This is a genomic window from Weissella sp. ESL1139 (assembly GCF_058506735.1).
Genome location: NZ_CP196375.1, coordinates 330457 through 352933, shown reverse-complemented (window position 1 = coordinate 352933; position 22477 = coordinate 330457). Strand labels below are relative to the sequence as shown.

Here is a 22477-nt window from a genome sequence, read left to right as displayed (position 1 = left end):
AGATACCATAAACACTATTCAAGCCAAGCAAATAAATTTGTTATATATCATGCTCAATCTTTCACTTAATTTTATTATGGCTACTTTTCAAGCACAATCCGGTGTGCTTCCTTATCATTAGCACCACCTAGCCTCATTAATCCATAACGAATCAATAAAATAATGCCCCTAATGTATCGTTTTGTCTTTCCAATAAACAGGTTTTCAATCATTGTTACTACTGCTAATGTTGCAAACCACAAAACTAAAAAAATTGCTAACATAATTAAAAACGCAATCATTGCATTACTCATAACTACTCCTCCTGTTAGTTTAAACTTAATCTAAATTGTTAATTAAAGTCCTAGCACTGAACATGTTAGGACAAAATTAATTATATATCGTAAATAAGTTTAAATCAACAGTGAAATTAGGTTTAATTTAAAAACCCGTTATCTCGGTAAAAATTCACTGTCTCTTGCGCAAAGTCTAGCGGATAGCCTAAATACTCACACAACATCCAAGCTTCGAATGGTTGTCCCTCATATTCATGCGCGATTTGCAACATCATATTCTCGCTTGTCATATATTTAATCACTGCTTCGCGCGCAACAACCTCATCATTATGTGCTAAATTTGCATCATAATCTAAATGATTACCAATATCAGAGATAGCATGATGATATTCTTCCACTAACGTGCGTGCCTTTTCAAAAATTGTTAAATTTTTATCAATAAATATATATGCCTTATTGCCTTTTAAATAAGCAACACCATCTAAACCTGAATTTTCCTTTAGTGGCATCGTATCCAAAATAACTGGTTCCATCCCCAAAGCACTTAAATCGTTTTCGACCCTTATTAATAAGTTTTCATACTTATCTGTTCCCATTCCGATCCTCATAATCAGCAATTAAACCTTCGATGTACGATTTTGCACGATCAATTACTCGTGAACGTTCTTCATCTGGTAATCCTGAAATATCTAATCCCCAATGTGCTGCCATTAGTACAGGTTCATCGGTGACATCTGTATTTGAAACTTGATTTGGTTCTTCGACAAGATCTGATTTAGAAATTTTAAAATAGTCCGCCATTGCCTCAATTTTATCAATACGCGGATAAGTCTTCCCATTAGACCAATCTGAAATAGTTGCTGTTGATACACCAATAATTTCTGCTAAATGGGCTGCGGTAATTTCATTTTGTTTAATATATCGTTTAATGTTACGGCCCATCGTGGCCTTTCCTTCTGATGATGCCATTATTTTCACCTTTTCTATTTTTTATAGTAATTATAGGTTTATTATAAAGGTAAACTTAATGAATCGCAAGGTTTAACCTAACTAATCTGTCAGCAACGTGATTCTATTGCTAATACTAATCTATTAGTTTATAATTATTATTTGTTACGGGCTTGTAGTGTAATGGATATCACGTTGGATTCCGGTTCCGGAGATGAGGGTTCGATTCCCCCCAGGCCCATATATAGCTATAATTGTTGATATAATTGCATTTTAATTAATGATAATGCCAAATACATTAAAAGCCCCACTGGTTATTACGACCGGTGGGGTTTAACTTATTTAATTGAGCAATTTATCCCAAATATTCTTATTAATAATATGCTTTAATGGATTTTTCAAAGTTTCAATTAATATACCATTATTAGTTAAATCTTTAATTTCACTTTTTATCTTATTTACAGCCACTTTTTCTTTATTCATAATTTTAACTATCTCATTATCTTTGATTGATGTTGAATCAACGATATTGAACAATTGTGATTGAGCAATAATATATAATATACCTTTGTCTAAATCTGATAATTGTTCATGTTGAGAAATATTTTTCTTTATTACATCTAATTTTTCTTTATTACCTCTTAAATCTTGGATAACGTCCTCTTGACCAGAAGTTAAGATACTAAGCATATCTTCTAAAAATATTGTTAAATCTGCCCGATTAAACATATCATCAGCTTGCTTAAAAGTACGATAATATTTGTTATTATGCTTTCTTATAGCTGTTGCAATAGACAGTCCTGAAAATATGTCTACTTTGGAAGAAATATATGAAGATAGTAAATAACGTCCCATTCTACCATTTCCATCATAAAACGGATGCGTATTTTCAAACATAAAATGAGTGACCATTGCTTTTAAAATTGGATCTATTTCATGTGAATTCATGAAATCAATTAAACTAGTTAGCGGCGTAAATATGTCTTCTTCTCTAATAGGCGGGATATGCACTGTTTCGAGCGTATTACCGATACGTACAAAACCATTTCTAAAATATTTCCCATCCGGTTTTTCTTTATCAGTTATTTCACCTTTCAAAAGTTCATCATATATATTCCTAAAGTCTTTTAATTGTAAAATTTTCTTTGATTTTTTATTTATAGTATCAATATAAAGATTAACGGTAGAAGCTAATCTTTTTGTTTTCATATTTTTTTTACTATTTCCAATTATCATTCCTATTTCTTCACGACTTGTATTAATCCCCTCAATTTCATTGGTATAATGAATCTCATTAATTAGCAACGTGTTTATAAAACTATCTTTAGCAACTCCTGGCAATATGTCTTCTAACAGAATAATTTGTTTTGAGTTACGATAAATTTTTGAAATTAATTCGTTGATTCGTACAGTCTCAACAAAAAATATCGGGTATGACGTATCAAAGGCCTCTTCACCATTCATTATCTTTGGCCTCATTTGTGTAACTATTGTAGAGTATCCATTGATACGACGCTCATACTCTTGTTCTGCAATTATATTTTTAGGTAAGGATTTATCATCAACTGTGTAAATATATTGTTTTAATAATTTATATTTCGCCATAATCTCATCCTCATTTTTAAATAAATCCATTTTTTATATATTAACACAGTTTATTCCTAGTTAAAGCAAAAAAATAACCAATATTTACAAATTAAAGCGTAATTATTCATTACTATACGCAAAAAAAGGCTTAACCAAATCATTCGTTATTACTTTAAAAAATATACAAGAAAGCTATAAGTGATGAAATAATTTTTGCTTTCTTTTTATGCATTCCTGTATCAATAAGTTCTTGGTATGCTCTTTGATAACCATCTTTATATGGAATTGATAGCAATAAAATCAACACTATGATTATCATTAAAATGATGAATAAACTAAGCCACATTAATAAACTCCACTTCTTTTCTACGTTAAAAATATAAACTGCTTTTTATTACCTATTCAAGGCAAGCGTCTCATCTAATTGCCATCTGATTTAGATCTGCAACAGTAATTGTATTAGCGCCAGCTACATTTTGAGGTACTTCTAACATAACACTAGGCTTATTATTATAGTAAATCTCCCATCCATGGTTTTCTCCAAAATTATATTCAGACGCTAAATTACTTTGAAACCCAGTATCACGTACATTATAAGTGTCTCCATTATCGTAATGCACTGTAAACCCTTTGAGAATTTCAGTTAGATAATCAAACATAGGTAATTGTCTCCCTTCAACTTTATACATAAACTTATCAACTGCCATAACTACTATTAAACGTCTGAAATACATATCTTTTTTATGATCAGTTATTTGGTCGGCCACAGTTGTCTCATCTTGTGCAGAGTTATCTATACTTGAATCTGATTGTGTAACTACTGAACTATTCTCAGATGTTTCTTTAATTCTATGACTACTTTTCGTTTCTTTTACCTGATTTTTTACAGATGATATTGTACTAAATAAATTTACAATATAAAAAGCTAAAAGAGATTTAATTATAATATTTCTATGTTTAAAATCTCAAATGCCTAAACAAAAACGCTGATAAGTCGTAAAGACTAATCAGCGCTAATGTTATCTCAATATTGAATTAAAAATCATCTGGATTTATCAACTTATGATACTGCTTATTTGAAACATGTGTTGTTGCATTGGAAATAACTGGTAAACCAGTAATACGCACTTTTTTAATATCTTGATACACATATAAATTAACTTTAGCATGTGATTTAGTGCGTTTCTTACCATTATGCAACACATAACGATACATTACTTTTTTATGCTTAGGTATTTTCTTATGAATACCTTTTTCGTTACCACCAACATCCCCTGTTAAATCCGCAATGTAATTAACAGACTTTTTATTTGTTATTGTCCTGACTTTTTTGTCATGCTGATTATAAACCGCAACATAATCATTATGATGCTCCCCATCTTTTGCCATAGCATCATTGCTAAAGCCAATTAACACGAAACCACTTATTATCATACTAACGGTTAAAATAAATTTCTTCATCCCATAACCCCCTCTTACAATATAAGTTTACAACTTTCTATTTGGCAAACTCATTATCTAACTCTTGAGACAATAAATTAATTTGAATATTTTGATCCTTTAACGCAGTTTCAACATCTATAAATTTTTCATGCTCATCTAACATTTCAGCTTTAATGGTTATCATAGGATTAACAGCTAGTTGTTTCATCTTTAATCCTTGGACAACTAACTGAAAAGCTATCATTGCTTGCAAGCCACCATGTGAGCCGTATGGCATTAGGCTAATTGGTTTGCCTTGCCACTCATCATACAAGTAATCAAAAGCATTTTTTAAAGCACTCGGATAGCCCCAATTGTATTGCGGAAACACGACAATAAAACCATCATACTGTTTAACTAGCTGACTCCACTGTTTCGTGTGTTCATAATGATGTGTACCTCTTGCTGGTACTTCTGGTTCATCAAACATTGGTAAATTAATTTCTGCCAAATCAATTAAATCACTTGTAAAATTTGTACCATGTAATTGTTCATTTACCCACTTAGCAATTTCGATACTAATGCGCGAGCTTCTGGTACTACCAACGATTATGCCAACTTTCTTAGTCATAACTTCTCCTTCATAAATAAACTCATCCAACTGACTAAAAACGAGATTGATCCCTTAAAAACCAATCTCGTTAATTTATTAATAACTATTTTACAACTGTGCTTGCGCCACTTGCATAATCAATCTTAACACCTGGCTGAACGTTTGGCACAAAGACATTAAACTCTAATTGACCGTCATTAGATTTAGCTTCCATATGATTACCAGAAGGCACCAAATTATTACCAACATAAATCGGTGTTACACGATATCGCACACTTTCATTTTGATCTAAAGCACGCCGCACTTGTGTTTCATAATAGTTTTGCCCAGTGTTATCATCATTACCATTTGAAGCTTGATTAGCCCACGCTGTTTGCGTCGCAATATTTTGTGGATTGGCTTCTGAAGGATCAAATGACTTTATGCTGCCAGCCAACGCATAACCAATTAAGTGACCACGATTATATAGCGTTTGGTAACGGCCACCAATTGTCGATTGTTGCCAGCCAACTGGATCAATTGTCTTAGCATTACCAGTTTCAGAGCGTGAACGATATTGGCGGCTACTTTTATTCAAAAAAGCATTCGCAACTTGAGGTCTTCCTTGCGCATCTTGTTGGGCCAATTGTACATAAGGTGCAACCCTAACATTTGCATTTAAATCCGTTTTATTATCATTAACAATATACGAACCAGTGTTATTAAAAGTCACTTTATTAGCTTTTAATTGATCAGAAACTTCCTTAGTTAACACTGTTTTTGTCAATGATTCACTAGGTAAATCATCATCAACTGATCCATAGTTAACACCATCTTGTGTATTAACGGTTGGTTGCTTTATCTTAGTACTACTACTTGAAGAAGATTCACTACCCAAAGATTGGACCTTATCATCAACATCAGAAATAACACCCGTTTGCTGTAAAATAGCAATCCCAATAATGACTATTATTGTACTAATAGATATTGTCTTTGTGCGTTGCTTTTTTTTACGTTTCATACGAATCTCCTTTTTATAACTTGAATTAGTATATCACGTCATAAAAAGTTATTCTGTTATTCATAATAAAAATCTTTTAATCTTGTACTGATTTATTGTTATAAGTCAAAATTGTTAAGCCGTCTTTAGATAACTCCATACGCGCAATTGAACCATTGGCTGGACGCTCATGCACTTGAATTTTGCCTTCACCAAAACGATCAGCCAAAGAAATCAATGTGTTACCGTGACTAATTAACAAGACATTATCACCATCATCTAAAATCGGATTATCCAAAATACGTTGTAGCCCTGCATCAACGCGTTCCCAATATTCTTGGCTATCTTCTGCATCATGCCATGGGTCAGCAGCCTTCAATAAATCTTTCGTCTTATCAACACCATATTCATCAACAATTTCTGCATACGTTTTTAGACCAACTGGTGCCCCCGCATTAGTCCAGGCAACGTCCATATTTGACCCTTCAAAACTACCATAAAATTCTTCACGAAAGTTTGGTGCCGTAATCAATTGCAACTCGGGATTTTGTCGATTAGCACGAATGATAATTTTAGCCGTATCCATTGCCCGTGTTGTATCAGAACTATAAGCCGCCTTGAACTTTATATTCGATAACTTTTGAGCTGCAGTATGCGCATCTTGAATACCAGATGCCATTAATGGTGAATTTCCCCAACCTTGCAATTTATTGTAACGGTTAAAATACGTCTTCCCATGACGGACTACATATAAATGTAATGTTTTCATGACTCCCCACTCCTTAATTTAAACTATTTACGTTTACGTTCCAGAATACCTTTACGGCGCAAAATTTGATTTGCTTGCAAATTTTCTTGAAAAACAGCAACTGCTTTTCTGGCTTTGCCCCCAACAAATTCAAAAGTTTTGCCATCTGTTGTCTTTACGAAGAAACCACGATAATAAAACTTTAAAATAATTTCCATACTAACCGACTCGACATTTCGCCAAGGAATTTGAATATAGCCACCACCAGTATTAGCGCGAAATTCCATGCCGCGATCACCATAAAACATTCGACCTTGTTGAATGTTAACTGGTGACATCATCGCGTTAGCACTACCTGCTAATATTATTTTTGTATTTAATGCTTGTACCATCTTGTTTCTCCTAGCTGATATAAAAAAAGATGAAACAGTTATGTTTACCGTTTCATCTGTATTTTAACAAATTTTGTTCTAAAATGTTCTATGCCATAATACCAAAGGCGTATGCCAAGATACCGACAATGAACAATCCGAAGATAATTGTAATCGCTGATACACGCTTACGTAGCAACCACAATACAACAAACATCAACAATAGTGGTGCCAAACCTGGCAACAAATCATCCAATGTATCTTGCAATGTCGTAACCTTGTAGGCCGTCAATGATTGACCATCTTGAATCTTTGAGACAACATCAGCAATTTGTGAAGCCGAAACATCGCCATTGTTGATTGCCTTAGCCAATCCTGGCACACCAGCCGTTGCATCACTTTGCACCTTGACCTTTGACATTACCATTGGGAAGTTCATGGTTGTCCAACGTGGTACCAGAACACCCATGATGAACATTCCTAAGATTGAAGCACCAGTGGTAATCTTTTGCATCGCACCACCACCCAAATCTTGAGTGATATTAGTTCCTTCTTTATATCCAAGTGCTTGGGTATACCATAGAAACAACATACGAATTAGATTCCATACAACGAAGAAAATAATTGGTCCCATGATTGAACCAGTTTGTGCCATACCTGCAGCGAAAGCTCCTAGAACTGGTCGCATCGTTCCCCAGAAAATTGGGTCACCAACACCGGCCAAAGGTCCCATCATTCCAACCTTAACACCGTTAATTGCTTCGTCATTAATTGGTGCACCATTAGCACGTTGCTCTTCCATAGCCAACTGAACACCCAAAATAGGTGAAGCGACGTAAGGATGTGTATTAAAGAATTCCAAGTGACGCTTTAATGCGGCAGCTCGATCTTCTTTTGATTTGTACAAACGTCGGATACCAGGAATCATTGAGAATGCCCAACCAACGTTTTGCATACGTTCGTAGTTCCATGCAGCTTGCAAGAAAGTAGAACGCCACCAAGTATTAACAAGATCACCTTTAGTCAAGTGAACTTCATTTTTTGTTTCTTCACTCATGATGTACTCTCCTTCAAGCTTAATAATTATTTAGAATGGTATCAATTGGATCGCCACCATTTGAACCACCGTTACCTGAACCGCCATTACCTGAACCACCGTTAAAGCGTGGTGATAGTTGTAGGTAAATCAAGGCCAATACAAGACCAATCATACCCATAGCAATCAAGTTCAACTCTGAAACTGCAGAAAGTGCAAATCCCAAGAAGAAGAATGGCCAAAGTTCAGCAGTAGCCATCATGTTGATAACCATTGCGTATCCAACAACAACAATAAATCCACCGGCAACAGCCAATCCCTTAGTAATAACATCAGGAATAGCATTCAAAGCATCGTTAACAGGGCCGGCACCAACAACCATAACAATACCTACTGGAATGGCAATACGCAAACCTTGCAAACTTAGGGCTGTCCAATGTAATGCTTCAACACCACGTAAGTTTCCTTTTTCGGCTTGCTTGTCGACCATGTGAGCCAAAGCAACTGTAATTGTACGAACACCGATTGTCAAAACTTGTCCGGCTACGGCCAAAGGAATAGCAATCGCCATACCAGTATCAACACTAACTTGTGCTGGACCTGTTACCAAATATGCCGAAACAGCTGATGCTAAAGCAGCATCCGGTGCGACAGCGGCTCCGATATTCATCCAACCTAGAGCAAGCATTTGCAAAGTTCCACCAAGAATAATTCCTTCAGTTAAATGACCATTAGCTAGCCCAATTAATGTAGCCGCAACTAGTGGTTGATGGAACTGAAATTGATCTAAAATTCCATCCATTCCAGCTAGGAATGCAAATAGAACTACGAAAAACGCTGAAATCATGCGTTATCCTCCCGAATATTTTCTATATAAATAAAATTATGACTTCTTCAATAATTCAAAAACATCCTTACTTTGATCAGCAGGTACTTTTCGAACATCGAATTTAACACCGTTATCACGCAAGTATTCTAAAGTCTTAACATCGTCATCATCAACAGCAACCGCATTTGTTAACATACGCTTACCTTCTGAATGAGACATTGATCCAATATTAACTTCGTCTAATTTAACGCCACCTTCAACTGCCTTTGCAACATCTTGTGGTGTTTCAAACAAAAGCAAAGCCTTAACAGTTGAAAAACGAGGGTCATCCCAAACGTCAACCAACTTTTGAATAGGGACAACATTAACCTTAACCCCTACTGGTGCAGCTTGTACTAGCAAAGTCTTACGCAATTCATCCTTTGACACACCATCTGAAACAACGATGATACGGTTAGGTGAAACTGACTTCGTCCAAGCTGTTGCAACTTGTCCGTGCAACAAACGTGAATCGATACGTGCTAGACGTACATCCATTGTTGCTGAACCGGTATGAATAACTTTATTGACATCCCCAGCTTCAACAACTGGTTCACCAGATTCGTCATCACTATCGCCATTTTCCACTGTTGCTTCTTCAGTTTCGGGTAATGTTTTAACACCATCTCGTGCGACTGGCATTAGATAACTTGCAATATCAGCAGCTGTTTCCATTGTGAAACGAGCCCCGTAAGCTTCTACTAACATTGGTAAGTTTAGCCCAGTAATAATTGCCATACGATCTTCATGCAAAGCCTGAATACGAGATGCGGCGTTAAATGGTGACCCTCCCCATAAATCAATGAGGAACAAAACTTGTCCCTCAGGTTCAAAAGTTGCCAGTGCGTCCTCAAACTTCTTCATCAAATCTTCAGGTCCTTCATTAGGCATGAATGTTACAACTTGAACATTCTCCTGTTCTCCAAAGATCATTTGACCAGACTGTCGGATACCAGCAGCAAATTCACCATGACTAGCAATAATGAAATTTACCATGATTGCCACGCTCCTTATATAATAATTGTTCTCTCCCTTGTGCAAACAAGTTTGTACTTACTTATTATAGCCTATGTTTTATAGGCTGTAAACGATTGCAATTATCACATTTTCCCATTCTACGTCAATACTTATAAATTTATTGCTTTTTTCACAAGATAAAATTTTTAAGTATCGCTTATCACCGAAAATGATATAATATTTTGATACTCTTTCGGAGGTAGAAAGCATCATGCCTAGGCAGTTTAAACAGTCATCTAAAATTTTTTTGACTTATTCATTTTTATTTTTGGTTTTAGTAATTCTTATTTTTGCCCCCTATTACTTAACCAACACATCATTAGTTTGGCAATCAGATGGTATTGCACAACATTACCCAGCATTAGTACAATGGCAATCTGATCTTAAAAACATTATTTTTCACCACACTTTACCCACAAATTGGTCTTGGAAACTTGGCCTTGGTGCTGATTACTATCAAACTTTTTCATATTATACTTTAGGCGATATCTTTACTTATGGTGCTGCATTTATCTCTAAGGGTCATTTATTAACTTATTATAATGTCATGATTATTGTCAGGTTATATTTGGCAGGGATTGCTTGTTTAGCAGTACTAAAACATTATTTTCAAATAGCACCTAATTGGCATTATCAAATCGCCATTTTTTCTTATATTTTTGCAGGTTATACAGCCTTTTCAGCATTTGAACATCCATTTTTCCTTAATCCATTAATTATTTTCCCATTATTATTGTTGGCAATGCATCATGCACTAACGCATCATAAATTTTTGCCACTCATTTTCATGGTCTTTTGGACAATTTGGAATAATTTTTATTTTGCATTCATGATGATAATTGGTGTGGGTCTCTTTTGGGTAGGCTACCAGTTTTACCATAAAACTTGGTCACATTGGCAGAGTCATCTAAATATAATAGGTTCTGGGCTACTTGGAGCAATGTTAGCAGCTCCCATATTATTACCTAGTATTGATGCTGTTTTGAATTCAGCACGCTCTAATGCTACCATCGCCAATGGCTTGACTGTTTATCCGCTTTACTACTATTTAGCACTACCTGGTAATTTAATTGCCAATCTTAACACCCCCTCGTTCTGGTTAACTGGTGGGTTTAGTGCGATTAGCATTATGGCAATTATTTTTTCTTTGCGCCGTTGGAAACAATACTTGTCGTTTAATATTCTATGGATAATCACCATTATTGGCGTCAGCACACCTGTTTTTGCAGCACTATTAAATGGTGGCTCTTCACCATCTAATCGTTGGATATTTATGGTGTCACTTCCTATTTGTATCATGCTCTTCCAGATGCTTAATCATTTATTAGAGTTAACAAAACGTGATTATGTTTGGTTCTTTATTATCGGTGTTGTCGCTTCAGTTTCACTATTCATTATCAGTAATTTTAATCTGAATAGTCGTTATGGTATGATAATTGCCCTCTATTTTGCGACACTAGCCGTATTATGGTTTACACAAACGATGCCGTCTTTCAAACCCGTCTGGTTAATTATTGTAGTTATCATCAATATATTCTTTATTACTGTTAGAAATCACACCAGCAATACGGATCCATCGAAAACTGATTTACTACCAAATAACACTGTTCAACAATTAATTAAACAACAAAAGGAATATCCTAAAAACAAGGACAAAGCGCTCACCAGAGCTTATGTTGATAATCAACTAAATGACGCAACTGGTATTGCGCCTGCCACAAACTTGCCAATTACTGGTTCACTGAATAATGTTGAGAGTTACTGGTCACTACAGAATGGTGATGTTGGCCGTGGGCTTGCTGATTTAGATGTTAGTACTTCAAATCCGAATGATATTACTGGTAATTTAGATTCACGTAATGTTATCAGTAATGTTCTAGGTGTTGCTGATCGTTTTGAAAACCCAGATGCACTTACGCCAAATTCTTACCTGGCTGATAATAATCAAATTATTAACGGCCAAACGCCTACTCATTCTGAAGACGCCTATCCATTGTTATATTTGGTAAAAAATAATATTAATAAACGTGCCTATCAGCACCTATCACCAACAGAAAAAGAAGCAACTTTGGCTGATAGTATTGTCACTAGAAAAGGACAATCAAAGCAAAAGTCTAAATTTGCAAAATCAGTGAAAACAACTGATATTCGTACTAATTTAACAAAGGAACCTCGTCAATCAAAGCATATAACTTATACAACTAATCCAGAGTTTTTGCCTGATGGTATATATCTAAGCCCATCTAAGCAATTGAAAGGCACTGAATTACATTTAGAACTATCTAATATCCATTACAAGCCTTTTAATCTAAAGCAACAACAACAAGCTGCTTTAGATAAATACAAGTATAATTATGCGCAAGACAAACAAAATCCACAGAACTTAATTGATCGACAATACAATGAGAATGCTTATACGTGGAACTGGTATAAAAAGCACATTAGTTCTGCTGGTAAAGAAATCAGCGGTTATACTTTAACGGCAACTTATAATGATTACACTAGCTCATTTACCCAAACTGGCAAAACTAATTTGTCATTTTATAACCCACAAAAACAAGTAACGCTTAACCTCGGTCAAGCAACCAACGTTACAAAAGAAACATTTATTCCGATTACATTTAGTAAACCGGGTAGTTATAGTTTTGATGTTCAGATTAAAGCTATTCCAACTGATAAACGATTTGATAAAGTTGCCAAAAATATTAAACGACGGGCTCCTGCCTACACTTTAAAAGACAACCAAATTAAAACTCGTATAAAAGTTAATAAAAAACAAATAATGGCTACAACTATTCCTTATAGTCATGGTTGGCAAGGTGATGGACAGCATCAGCTAATTAAATTAAATAATGGATTTATCGGTATCCCACTTGAGGCCGGACAAAACAAAATTACATTAACTTACAGCACACCTGGTATAAAGTTAGCAAAATATATTTGTTTGTTAGCCATCGTTATTCTAGTAATAATGTGTATCGTTAGTCTCTTGTAACAAAAAAACTTCCCTGAATTTCAATTCAAGGAAGTTTTTTTGTATGTTTTAAAATTTATCTAATTTAAACCACTCGGCAATTGTTAGCCATTCATCATTTTGATTGTTTTTAATTTTAAAGTTTGTAATATCGTATAACGTTTTACGATCACCATCTAATGGTGACCAATAAGTTTCATCAGCGCGACGCAATACTTCCCAATGGTCATAAGCCTTTTCATCGTCTGATTCATCACGAACCAAAAAGCCAGCTGGTAAAGTAATATTTTTTTCACCAACTTGTGGTCCTTCTTCATTAAAATTTTGCATTAACTGTTGATGATTATCACCAGTAATTGGATCTTTTGCCATTATTTTATCTCCTAATTCTATTTATACTAAAAGATGGGCCAAAAAGTTCTTACAATAAACGTTATAATAAGTAAAATTATTAAAAGCACACTAAATTTATTTTGAACCAACAAGGCAACGTATTCACGTAACACTGCGGAAGGTAGAAAATAATAAGAAGTTGGTGCCCCAACCCCATGTGCTTTTAATTTTGCTTTATTAGCATATATCATACTACGCAAAACATGGTAATGCAAAACATGGTAATTATTCGTTGTAAACAATACATTTGGCTTATCGTCTGCAATGGACCAATCAGCCATGATTTTAACTTTAGAATACTTCATATTTTCATACGTATTTGTAGATTGATTCTCCATAATAATTTGACTATCTGGAATATTTTGTGAACGTAAATATTTTGCCATTGCAAATGCTTCACTTACTGGCTCATCAGGTCCTTGCCCACCACTCACCACAAATTTAGCTTGTGGATACTTTTCAAAGTACATAATACCTTTATCCAAACGACTCTTCAATAATGGCGTCACTTCTTCTGAACGAATGCCTGCACCTAAAACAATAATATAATCAACCTTTTTATGATAAGGCATCATTTGATTAATTATTGAATATATTAAATAACAAATAAACAAAGTCATAAAGAAAAGATCACTCACAACAAATGATTCAAGCATTATCATCAAGTAAACATTCTTTAATAGTGAATCAAATATCATAATACATAATAGGACGATTACGATTATTAAAGCATTTATCCCAAACATAGCCGAAAGCTTTGCGACTAAACTTCTACCCTCTTTATCATACATAATCTTTGTATTTCGAACTAAGAAAATACAACCAGTTACAAACATAATAGGTAAAATCACATAGAGGACCACTAAAATTGAAAAGCTAATAATTTCATTACTAATATTTGCATTATTTACTAAGTCAATAAATGAAAAGGCTAAAACATATAGTAATACATTAGCTATAATCAGACTCCAAAATAATTTTCTAAACCAATACAAAAAAATGGTCATTAATAGTAAAACAATTACTACTGTAGTATAAATCGCCATAATATCTCCTATATTAATCTTAATTGTTCTACCAACACATTTTACTTCGATAATTTTAGCACGTTATAAACACAAAATAAAAAGTCCCAAAACCTTAAATAAAGGCCTTGAGACTTTAAAAAATGCCGTCGATGGGGGTCGAACCCATACTCCCTTGCGGGAACTGGATTTTGAGTCCAGCGCGTCTGCCAATTCCGCCACAACGGCATTATATTAAGTACTACATTAACAAGGGCGGTAGATGGGGATCGAACCCACGCGTGCCGGAACCACAAACCGGTGTGTTAACCACTTCACCACTACCGCCATGGCAGGGGTAGAGGGAATCGAACCCCCGCCGACGGTTTTGGAGACCGTTGTTCTACCGCTAAACTATACCCCTATAACAATAATGTAATACTTAATTGTACGGTCACAACGGGATTCGAACCCGTGATCTTTCGCGTGACAGGCGAACGTCATAACCAACTAGACCATGCGACCAATGGACGTTACAGGGATCGAACCTGTGACCCCCTGCTTGTAAGGCAGGTGCTCTCCCAGCTGAGCTAAACGTCCATGTTGCATCGCGACGTCCTATCCTCGCAGGAGGCGATCCTCCAACTACTTTTGGCGCTACTGAGCTTAACTGCTGTGTTCGGTATGGGAACAGGTGTGACCTCAGTGCCATCATCACGACACGTATTTATTGAGTGAACTTAGTTCTCTCAAAACTGAATCATAATTAAATTTTCTTGCCTTACACCACTTGCTACTTGGTTAAGTCCTCGAACCATTAGTACTAGTCCGCTCCATACGTCACCGTACTGCCACTTCTAGCCTATCTACCTTATCATCTATAAGGGGTCTTACTTCATTACTGAATGGGAAATCTCATCTCGAGGCGAGTTTCACACTTAGATGCTTTCAGCGTTTATCTCATCCGTACATAGCTACTCAGCGATGCTCCTGGCGGAACAACTGATACACCAGTGGTACGTCCACCCCGGTCCTCTCGTACTAAGGGCAGCTCCTCTCAAATTTCCTACGCCCGCGACGGATAGGGACCGAACTGTCTCACGACGTTCTGAACCCAGCTCGCGTACCGCTTTAATGGGCGAACAGCCCAACCCTTGGGACCGACTACAGCCCCAGGATGCGATGAGCCGACATCGAGGTGCCAAACCTCCCCGTCGATGTGGACTCTTGGGGGAGATAAGCCTGTTATCCCCAGGGTAGCTTTTGTCCGTTGAGCGATGGCCCTTCCATGCGGAACCACCGGATCACTAAGCCCTACTTTCGTACCTGCTCGACTGGTAAGTCTCACAGTCAAGCTCCCTTGTGCCTTTACACTCTGCGAATGATTTCCAACCATTCTGAGGGAACCTTTGGGCGCCTCCGTTACTCTTTGGGAGGCGACCGCCCCAGTCAAACTGCCTGCCAGACACTGTCTTCCACCACGCTTAGTGGTGTGAGTTAGAGTGTTCATACAACGAGGGTAGTATCCCACGTGTGCCTCCATCGAAACTAGCGTCCCGATTTCTACGGCTCCTACCTATGCTGTACAAGCTGCACAAACACTCAATATCAAGCTACAGTAAAGCTCCATGGGGTCTTTCCGTCCTGTCGCGGGTAACCCGCATCTTCACGGGTCTTTAAATTTCACCGAGTCTCTCGTTGAGACAGCGCCCAGATCGTTACGCCTTTCGTGCGGGTCGGAACTTACCCGACAAGGAATTTCGCTACCTTAGGACCGTTATAGTTACGGCCGCCGTTTACTGGGGCTTCAATTCGTACCTTCGCCGAAGCTAAGCACTCCTTTTAACCTTCCAGCACCGGGCAGGCGTCAGCCCCTATACGTCATCTTACGATTTTGCAGAAACCTGTGTTTTTGATAAACAGTCGCCTGGGCCTATTCACTGCGGCTCAGCTTGCGCTGAGCACCCCTTCTCCCGAAGTTACGGGGTCATTTTGCCGAGTTCCTTAACGAGAGTTCACTCGCTCACCTTAGGATGCTCTCCTCGACTACCTGTGTCGGTTTGCGGTACGGGCAGGTAAACACTAACTAGAAGCTTTTCTCGGCAGCGTGACATCACAGACTTCCCTACTTTATTTCGGTCCTCATCACAACTTGTCCTATAAGAAGCAAGCATTTAACTCACCTCAAGACTTATTGCTTGACCCAGCATTTCCAATCGCTGGGATCTGTTAGCCTTCTGCGTCCCTCCATTGTTCAAACATGTTCACCTGGTACAGGAATCTCAACCTGTTAGCCATCGACTACGCCTTTCGGCCTCGCCTTAGGTCCCGACTAACCCTGGGAGGACGAGCCTTCCCCAGGAAACCTTAGTCATACGGTGGACAGGATTCTCACCTGTCTTTCGCTACTCATACCGGCATTCTCACTTCTAAGCGCTCCACCAGTCCTCACGGTCTGACTTCACTGCCCTTAGAACGCTCTCCTATCGCGCCACTTACGTGGCACCCGTAGTTTCGGTGGTGTGTTTAGCCCCGGTACATTTTCGGCGCAGAATCACTCGACTAGTGAGCTATTACGCACTCTTTAAATGGTGGCTGCTTCTGAGCCAACATCCTAGTTGTCTATGCAACTTCACATCCTTTTCCACTTAACACACACTTAGGGACCTTAACTGACGATCTGGGCTGTTCCCCTTTCGACAATGGATCTTATCACTCACTGTCTGACTCCCGGACATACGTGATTGGCATTCGGAGTTTATCTTAATTTAGTAACCCGAGATGGGCCCCGCATCAAAACAGTGCTCTACCTCCAACACGCTATCTTCCGAGGCTAGCCCTAAAGCTATTTCGGAGAGAACCAGCTATCTCCAAGTTCGATTGGAATTTCACCGCTACCCACACCTCATCCCAACATTTTTCAACATGTACGGGTTCGGGCCTCCAGTGCGTTTTACCACACCTTCACCCTGGACATGGGTAGGTCACCTGGTTTCGGGTCTACAACAACATACTTAAGCGCCCATTTCAGACTCGCTTTCGCTACGGCTCCGGTCTTTCCACCTTAACCTCGCATGGTATCGTAACTCGCCGGTTCATTCTACAAAAGGCACGCTATCACCCATTAACGGGCTCTAACTTGTTGTAGGCACATGGTTTCAGGAACTTTTTCACTCCCCTTCCGGGGTGCTTTTCACCTTTCCCTCACGGTACTGGTTCACTATCGGTCACTAGAGAGTATTTAGCCTTACGAGATGGTCCTCGCAGTTTCCGACCGGATTTCACGTGTCCGGCCGTACTCAGGATCCTACACGGGAGTTTGCTTACTTTCACATACGGGGCTATCACCCTGTCTCGCTCAGTTTCCCAACTGATTCTGTTAATAAACAAATTTGTAACTCCACAACGGTAGTCCTACAACCCCAGAGTGCAAGCACTCTGGTTTGGGCTACTCCGCGTTCGCTCGCCGCTACTGACGGAATCGATTTTTCTTTCTGCTCCTATTGCTAATGAGATGTTTCAGTTCACAACGTCTACCTTCGTTTAGCTATGTATTGACTAAACGATAACTTGCATAACAAGCTGGGTTCCCCCATTCGGAAATCCCCGGATCAAAGCTTACTTACAGCTCCCCGAGGCATATCGGTGTTAGTCCCGTCCTTCATCGGCTTCTAGTGCCAAGGCATTCACCATGCGCCCTTAATAACTTAACCGATCAACTTTCGTTGATGATTTCGTTTGAGTATTGTGATTCAATGGTCACAAGCGATTTTAAACTTATTTAAAAAACTCAAAAAATTACGCGGTGTATTTTTTCGGCTCAATTTTATTGATACTATCAATATAAATGAATTTAAAAATTTACAATTATGATTCAGTTTTCAAAGAACTAATGTTGAGTGTTAACCACTCAAAACTAAATATCGTTTCGTATAGAATGTGTAGGTTCCGATTTTCCTTAGAAAGGAGGTGATCCAGCCGCAGGTTCTCTTACGGCTACCTTGTTACGACTTCACCCTAATCATCTGTCCCACCTTAGACGGCTGGCTCCTAAAAGGTTACCCCACCGGCTTTGGGTGTTACAAACTCTCATGGTGTGACGGGCGGTGTGTACAAGACCCGGGAACGTATTCACCGCGGCGTGCTGATCCGCGATTACTAGCGATTCCGACTTCATGTAGGCGAGTTGCAGCCTACAATCCGAACTGAGACATACTTTAAGAGATTAGCGTACCCTCGCGGGTTAGCGGCTCGTTGTATATGCCATTGTAGCACGTGTGTAGCCCAGGTCATAAGGGGCATGATGATTTGGCGTCATCCCCACCTTCCTCCGGTTTGTCACCGGCAGTCTCACTAGAGTGCCCAACTAAATGCTGGCAACTAATAATAAGGGTTGCGCTCGTTGCGGGACTTAACCCAACATCTCACGACACGAGCTGACGACAACCATGCACCACCTGTCACCTTGTCCCCGAAGGGAACACACTATTTCTAGTGTTTGCAAGGGATGTCAAGACCTGGTAAGGTTCTTCGCGTTGCTTCGAATTAAACCACATGCTCCACCGCTTGTGCGGGTCCCCGTCAATTCCTTTGAGTTTCAACCTTGCGGTCGTACTCCCCAGGCGGAGTGCTTAATGCGTTAGCTGCGACACTCAAGGGCGGAAACCCTCGAACATCTAGCACTCATCGTTTACGGTGTGGACTACCAGGGTATCTAATCCTGTTTGCTACCCACACTTTCGAGCCTCAACGTCAGTTACAGTCCAGAAAGCCGCCTTCGCCACTGGTGTTCTTCCATATATCTACGCATTTCACCGCTACACATGGAGTTCCACTTTCCTCTACTGCACTCAAGTTATCCAGTTTCCAAAGCAACTCCTCAGTTGAGCTGAGGGCTTTCACTTCAGACTTAAATAACCGTCTGCGCTCGCTTTACGCCCAATAAATCCGGATAACGCTTGGAACATACGTATTACCGCGGCTGCTGGCACGTATTTAGCCGTTCCTTTCTGGTAAGATACCGTCACACACTGAACAGTTACTCTCAGTGCCGTTCTTCTCTTATAACAGTGTTTTACGAGCCGAAACCCTTCATCACACACGCGGCGTTGCTCCATCAGGCTTGCGCCCATTGTGGAAGATTCCCTACTGCTGCCTCCCGTAGGAGTATGGGCCGTGTCTCAGTCCCATTGTGGCCGATCAGTCTCTCAACTCGGCTACGCATCATCGCCTTGGTAAGCCATTACCTTACCAACTAGCTAATGCACCGCGGGTCCATCTCTTAGTGATAGCAGAACCATCTTTCAACCAACAACCATGCGGTTGTTGGTATTATACGGTATTAGCACTTGTTTCCAAATGTTATCCCCTGCTAAGAGGTAGGTTACCCACGTGTTACTCACCCGTTCGCCACTCTTTGAAATCAAAAATCAAATCAGAGCAAGCTCGTCATATCAATTTGCACAAAGCGTTCGACTTGCATGTATTAGGCACGCCGCCAGCGTTCATCCTGAGCCAGGATCAAACTCTCATTTTAAAAGTTTGAGTATAACTCAATATTTGTTATTTGTTTAACAGAAGTTAAACGAATTTATTAGCGAATTGACTTCGCAAATGTTTTTTGTATCAAGCAAATTGCTTGATGACCCTACACATTTGTTCTATCGAAACGATATTCAGTTTTCAATGATCAACATTTATTGTCTCGCTGACAACTTAATCTATTATACAGAACTGATTTAAAAAGTCAACAACTTCTTTAAATAAATATTTTATATAATATGCAATACCATTTTGACTGCTTATATAATATACCGTAGATATAAACGTTCGTCAACTACTTGTTTTGCTTTATTTTTAACGAACATTTTTTACTATTCAAATTTATTTCCATAATAAAAAAGCTCCTTAGATCAGTCACTAATTTTTCAAGTAACCGTCCAATGAGCTTTTCATTTTCGCATTATAAAGTTTTAAAATACAAACGAATTATTGACCATCATTATTTGCATCAGTTGTATTTGTATCAGTCCCATTACCATCATCGGCATTCTTATCAGCCGTATTATTATCGTCAGATGACGAAGATGCTTCTTGAATAGTTTGTGGCTTTCCACCCAATTCTGGTGCATCGGTTATATAGTCTTTAACCGTTGTTTTATTATCATGCTTAGCCTTTAGTGATGTGTCATTATCCTTGTTCATCTTCTTTAAGAGACTCATACCCTTAGCCTTCTGGTAAGAATAATCTTTAGGCTTAACCTTATCAAAGCCATCTAACTTATAGAAACGAAGCAAATCTCCCGTCTGCACATCATCAGAGTAAGTTAACATTTTATCAACATAATTTTGGGTTTGATCAATAATTTCCTTAGCACGTGGATCTTCCTTTGGCTTAATCTTTGTCCCGGTTGTCGTGACATAATAATCGCCACCATATTTGATATATTCAGAAGATACCCAGTCACCATTTCTAAAAGGCACTACCTGACGTCGGTTTGGTGCTAGTAAATCTTGACCAAATTGAATGTTTTTATCAGTTGATGAGCCCAACAAATGCAAAATTGTTGGCATAACATCGATTTCACCACCATAAGTATGATTAATACCACCCTTCAAACCAGGCGCATGAATCATGAATGGTACCTTTTGCCAATTAGCTAAATCAAAATTAGATGTATTCTTCTTTCCATTCAATTTTGCGATCGCTGCTTTGTGGTTCTCAGAAATACCATAATGATCACCATACAAAACAATCATTGAGTTATCATACAAACCAGACTTTTTCATCCAATTCAAAAACTCAGCAAATGATTGATCCAAATAACGTGCTGTTTGCACATAACCATCAACCGTCTTGTCCTTAGTCTTGGTCTTAGCAATTGAAGTATTTTGCTTGTCCAAGTCATAAGGATAATGATTAGTAACCGTAATAGCCTTTGAATAGAATGGCTGTGGCAATTGCTCTAAGTACTTAGCTGAATCCTTCAAGAAGATTTTATCCTTCATACCATAACCAATATTGTAATCTGCGTTATTAGCATTCTTGAAATAAGGTTTACTAAAGAAATAATCATAGCCCCATGACTTGTACGTGTTATCACGATTCCAGAAAGAAGCAACATCCCCGTGCATTGCTGCAGTTGTATAACCCTTTTGATCTAGAATAGCTGGCACAGCTTGGTAAGTATTAGACGTACCATAATTAACCATAGCCGAACCTGAAGCCGTACCGAACAGACCATTTTCTAACATCATTTCGGCATCAGCAGTTTTTCCTTGTCCAACTTCATTGTAGAAATTATCAAAAGAAAGCGTGCTCTGATCATGATAGAACTTGTTCAAATTAGGTGTGACTTCAACACCATCAACCTTATAATCAATCAAAAATTGTTGGAAAGATTCCAAATGGAACATGATAACATTCTTACCATTTTCCTTACCGAAGTAAGTAGCATTCTTCAAAGTTTGATTATTTTTGACATAGTTTTTAATCTTGTTTAAGTCTTTAGCCTTAGCATCCTTCTTAACGTCAGCAGTTTGCTTAGTCTTGAAGACGTTATAAGCAGCATATTCATTCAGTCCTAAGTACTTAACAATATAATTATTATCAAATGTACGCGTTAGTAGCCCTGAACGGTCCTTGCTTGAAATACCATAACCGACCAACATCAAAACAACACCGAATAATGTCGTTAAGGCAGCGAATCGCTTTTGAACAACTGCCTTATCATACTTAATCTTTTTAAATAGTAGTAGTAACACCAGAATAATAATGTCTAAGAAAACTAGAAAATCAAATGGACTAATGATTTGTGCAATTGATTTTCCTAAATTATTATCTACTGACCCACCAGAATTAATAATGTTTAAAGAAAGAAAGTCGGAAAACTCACGATAGTACAACATATTGGCAAATAGCCAAATTGATTGTATTAAATTGATTAAAACCATTAACCAATAAGCAACTTTACCTCTAAAGTATAAAGCAATACTCAATAAAATAATTGCTGTTGGTAATGGATTCAATACCAAAATGAATTCTTGTAGGGGTCCTTTAACACCTAAAGAAAAACTCGTTTTATAGGCCCAATACGTTTTAATCCATACTAAAAATACAGATAACAAGAAAAAGCCAACGGTTCCATTAAAATCTGGCCATTTTTTCTTAATGGCTAACATAACTCGTTGCATTATATTCTCTCCAAATATTTTTTAACTGTAAATCGATTTTCTAATTGAA

At 37.9% G+C, this 22477-nt stretch carries 17 protein-coding genes, 6 tRNA genes and 3 rRNA genes; 2 read left to right on the top strand and 24 right to left on the bottom strand.

Going from position 1 to position 22477, the window contains the following annotated elements; all coding sequences use genetic code 11:
* Window positions 1-80: 80 nt before the first annotated feature.
* The 3 genes from ACSYSF_RS01670 to ACSYSF_RS01660 all read right to left on the bottom strand — a co-directional run bounded on the left by ACSYSF_RS01670 (window position 81) and on the right by ACSYSF_RS01660 (window position 1244).
* The gene (locus tag ACSYSF_RS01670) at window positions 81-293 is read right to left on the bottom strand and encodes a hypothetical protein (protein ID WP_489867994.1); all 213 of its coding nucleotides are present in this window, start codon (window positions 291-293) and stop codon (window positions 81-83) included.
* Window positions 294-415: 122 nt separating this feature from the next.
* Window positions 416-871, bottom strand: coding sequence for a hypothetical protein (locus ACSYSF_RS01665; protein ID WP_489867993.1), 456 nt, complete (start codon window positions 869-871; stop codon window positions 416-418).
* Entirely contained in the window at window positions 858-1244 is a 387-nt protein-coding gene (locus tag ACSYSF_RS01660) for a helix-turn-helix transcriptional regulator (protein WP_489867992.1), read from the bottom strand. Before ACSYSF_RS01660 ends, ACSYSF_RS01665 begins: the two co-directional genes overlap by 14 nt.
* Before the next feature lie 148 nt (window positions 1245-1392).
* On the opposite strand from ACSYSF_RS01660, the gene ACSYSF_RS01655 reads away from it, so the two are divergent.
* A tRNA-Arg gene (locus ACSYSF_RS01655) sits at window positions 1393-1464 on the top strand.
* 101 nt (window positions 1465-1565) lie between these two features.
* On the opposite strand, the gene ACSYSF_RS01650 is transcribed toward ACSYSF_RS01655, so the two are convergent.
* From ACSYSF_RS01650 to ACSYSF_RS01605, 10 genes are all read right to left on the bottom strand, one after another.
* Window positions 1566-2828: a Fic family protein gene (locus ACSYSF_RS01650; RefSeq protein ID WP_489867991.1), complete on the bottom strand. Its 1263-nt coding sequence runs from the start codon at window positions 2826-2828 to the stop codon at window positions 1566-1568.
* Window positions 2829-3226: 398 nt separating this feature from the next.
* Window positions 3227-3577: a hypothetical protein gene (locus tag ACSYSF_RS01645; protein WP_491737238.1), complete on the bottom strand. Its 351-nt coding sequence runs from the start codon at window positions 3575-3577 to the stop codon at window positions 3227-3229.
* A 268-nt stretch (window positions 3578-3845) separates the two neighbouring features.
* Window positions 3846-4271 (bottom strand): hypothetical protein, encoded by a 426-nt coding sequence (locus ACSYSF_RS01640; RefSeq protein ID WP_489867989.1) that lies wholly within the window; start codon window positions 4269-4271, stop codon window positions 3846-3848.
* 37 nt (window positions 4272-4308) lie between these two features.
* Window positions 4309-4863 carry an NADPH-dependent FMN reductase gene (locus ACSYSF_RS01635; protein WP_489867988.1) on the bottom strand — a complete coding sequence of 185 codons (555 nt, stop codon included), beginning with the start codon at window positions 4861-4863 and terminating at the stop codon, window positions 4309-4311.
* 85 nt (window positions 4864-4948) lie between these two features.
* A complete protein-coding gene (locus ACSYSF_RS01630) occupies window positions 4949-5845 on the bottom strand; it encodes a DNA/RNA non-specific endonuclease (protein ID WP_489867987.1) in 897 nt (298 codons plus the stop codon).
* A gap of 76 nt (window positions 5846-5921) precedes the next feature.
* A complete protein-coding gene (locus ACSYSF_RS01625; RefSeq protein ID WP_489867986.1) occupies window positions 5922-6593 on the bottom strand; it encodes a histidine phosphatase family protein in 672 nt (223 codons plus the stop codon).
* A 23-nt stretch (window positions 6594-6616) separates the two neighbouring features.
* Window positions 6617-6964, bottom strand: a complete 348-nt coding sequence (locus ACSYSF_RS01620) for a DUF956 family protein (RefSeq protein ID WP_489867985.1) — start codon at window positions 6962-6964, stop codon at window positions 6617-6619.
* Window positions 6965-7052: 88 nt separating this feature from the next.
* Window positions 7053-8000 carry a PTS system mannose/fructose/sorbose family transporter subunit IID gene (locus tag ACSYSF_RS01615; protein WP_489867984.1) on the bottom strand — a complete coding sequence of 316 codons (948 nt, stop codon included), beginning with the start codon at window positions 7998-8000 and terminating at the stop codon, window positions 7053-7055.
* 19 nt (window positions 8001-8019) lie between these two features.
* The gene (locus ACSYSF_RS01610; protein WP_489867983.1) at window positions 8020-8826 is read right to left on the bottom strand and encodes a PTS mannose/fructose/sorbose transporter subunit IIC; all 807 of its coding nucleotides are present in this window, start codon (window positions 8824-8826) and stop codon (window positions 8020-8022) included.
* Between the two features lie 36 nt (window positions 8827-8862).
* Complete coding sequence (locus tag ACSYSF_RS01605; RefSeq protein WP_489867982.1) at window positions 8863-9843, bottom strand: mannose/fructose/sorbose PTS transporter subunit IIB; 981 nt, start codon at window positions 9841-9843, stop codon at window positions 8863-8865.
* A gap of 232 nt (window positions 9844-10075) precedes the next feature.
* Between ACSYSF_RS01605 and ACSYSF_RS01600 the strand changes: the two genes are divergently transcribed.
* Window positions 10076-12859 carry a YfhO family protein gene (locus ACSYSF_RS01600; protein WP_489867981.1) on the top strand — a complete coding sequence of 928 codons (2784 nt, stop codon included), beginning with the start codon at window positions 10076-10078 and terminating at the stop codon, window positions 12857-12859.
* Between the two features lie 48 nt (window positions 12860-12907).
* Here ACSYSF_RS01600 and ACSYSF_RS01595 read toward each other — a convergent pair whose 3' ends face one another.
* The 11 genes from ACSYSF_RS01595 to ACSYSF_RS01545 form a co-directional block, all read right to left on the bottom strand.
* The gene (locus ACSYSF_RS01595; RefSeq protein ID WP_489867980.1) at window positions 12908-13210 is read right to left on the bottom strand and encodes a hypothetical protein; all 303 of its coding nucleotides are present in this window, start codon (window positions 13208-13210) and stop codon (window positions 12908-12910) included.
* Window positions 13211-13236: 26 nt separating this feature from the next.
* On the bottom strand, window positions 13237-14277 hold the full coding sequence (locus ACSYSF_RS01590; RefSeq protein ID WP_489867979.1) for a YdcF family protein: 1041 nt from the start codon (window positions 14275-14277) through the stop codon (window positions 13237-13239).
* Between the two features lie 123 nt (window positions 14278-14400).
* Window positions 14401-14484: transfer RNA gene (locus tag ACSYSF_RS01585), tRNA-Leu, on the bottom strand.
* A gap of 26 nt (window positions 14485-14510) precedes the next feature.
* Window positions 14511-14583, bottom strand: a tRNA-His gene (locus ACSYSF_RS01580).
* Between the two features lie 2 nt (window positions 14584-14585).
* Window positions 14586-14659, bottom strand: a tRNA-Trp gene (locus ACSYSF_RS01575).
* Between the two features lie 27 nt (window positions 14660-14686).
* Window positions 14687-14760: transfer RNA gene (locus tag ACSYSF_RS01570), tRNA-Asp, on the bottom strand.
* Between the two features lie 2 nt (window positions 14761-14762).
* Window positions 14763-14835: transfer RNA gene (locus ACSYSF_RS01565), tRNA-Val, on the bottom strand.
* Between the two features lie 5 nt (window positions 14836-14840).
* Window positions 14841-14957 (bottom strand): 5S ribosomal RNA (gene rrf / locus ACSYSF_RS01560).
* 75 nt (window positions 14958-15032) lie between these two features.
* Window positions 15033-17948, bottom strand: a 23S ribosomal RNA gene (locus ACSYSF_RS01555).
* A 249-nt stretch (window positions 17949-18197) separates the two neighbouring features.
* Window positions 18198-19771 (bottom strand): 16S ribosomal RNA (locus ACSYSF_RS01550).
* The 16S, 23S and 5S rRNA genes sit together here with 5 tRNA genes alongside, the layout of an rRNA operon.
* Before the next feature lie 452 nt (window positions 19772-20223).
* Window positions 20224-22428 carry an LTA synthase family protein gene (locus tag ACSYSF_RS01545; RefSeq protein ID WP_489867978.1) on the bottom strand — a complete coding sequence of 735 codons (2205 nt, stop codon included), beginning with the start codon at window positions 22426-22428 and terminating at the stop codon, window positions 20224-20226.
* Window positions 22429-22477: the final 49 nt, after the last annotated feature.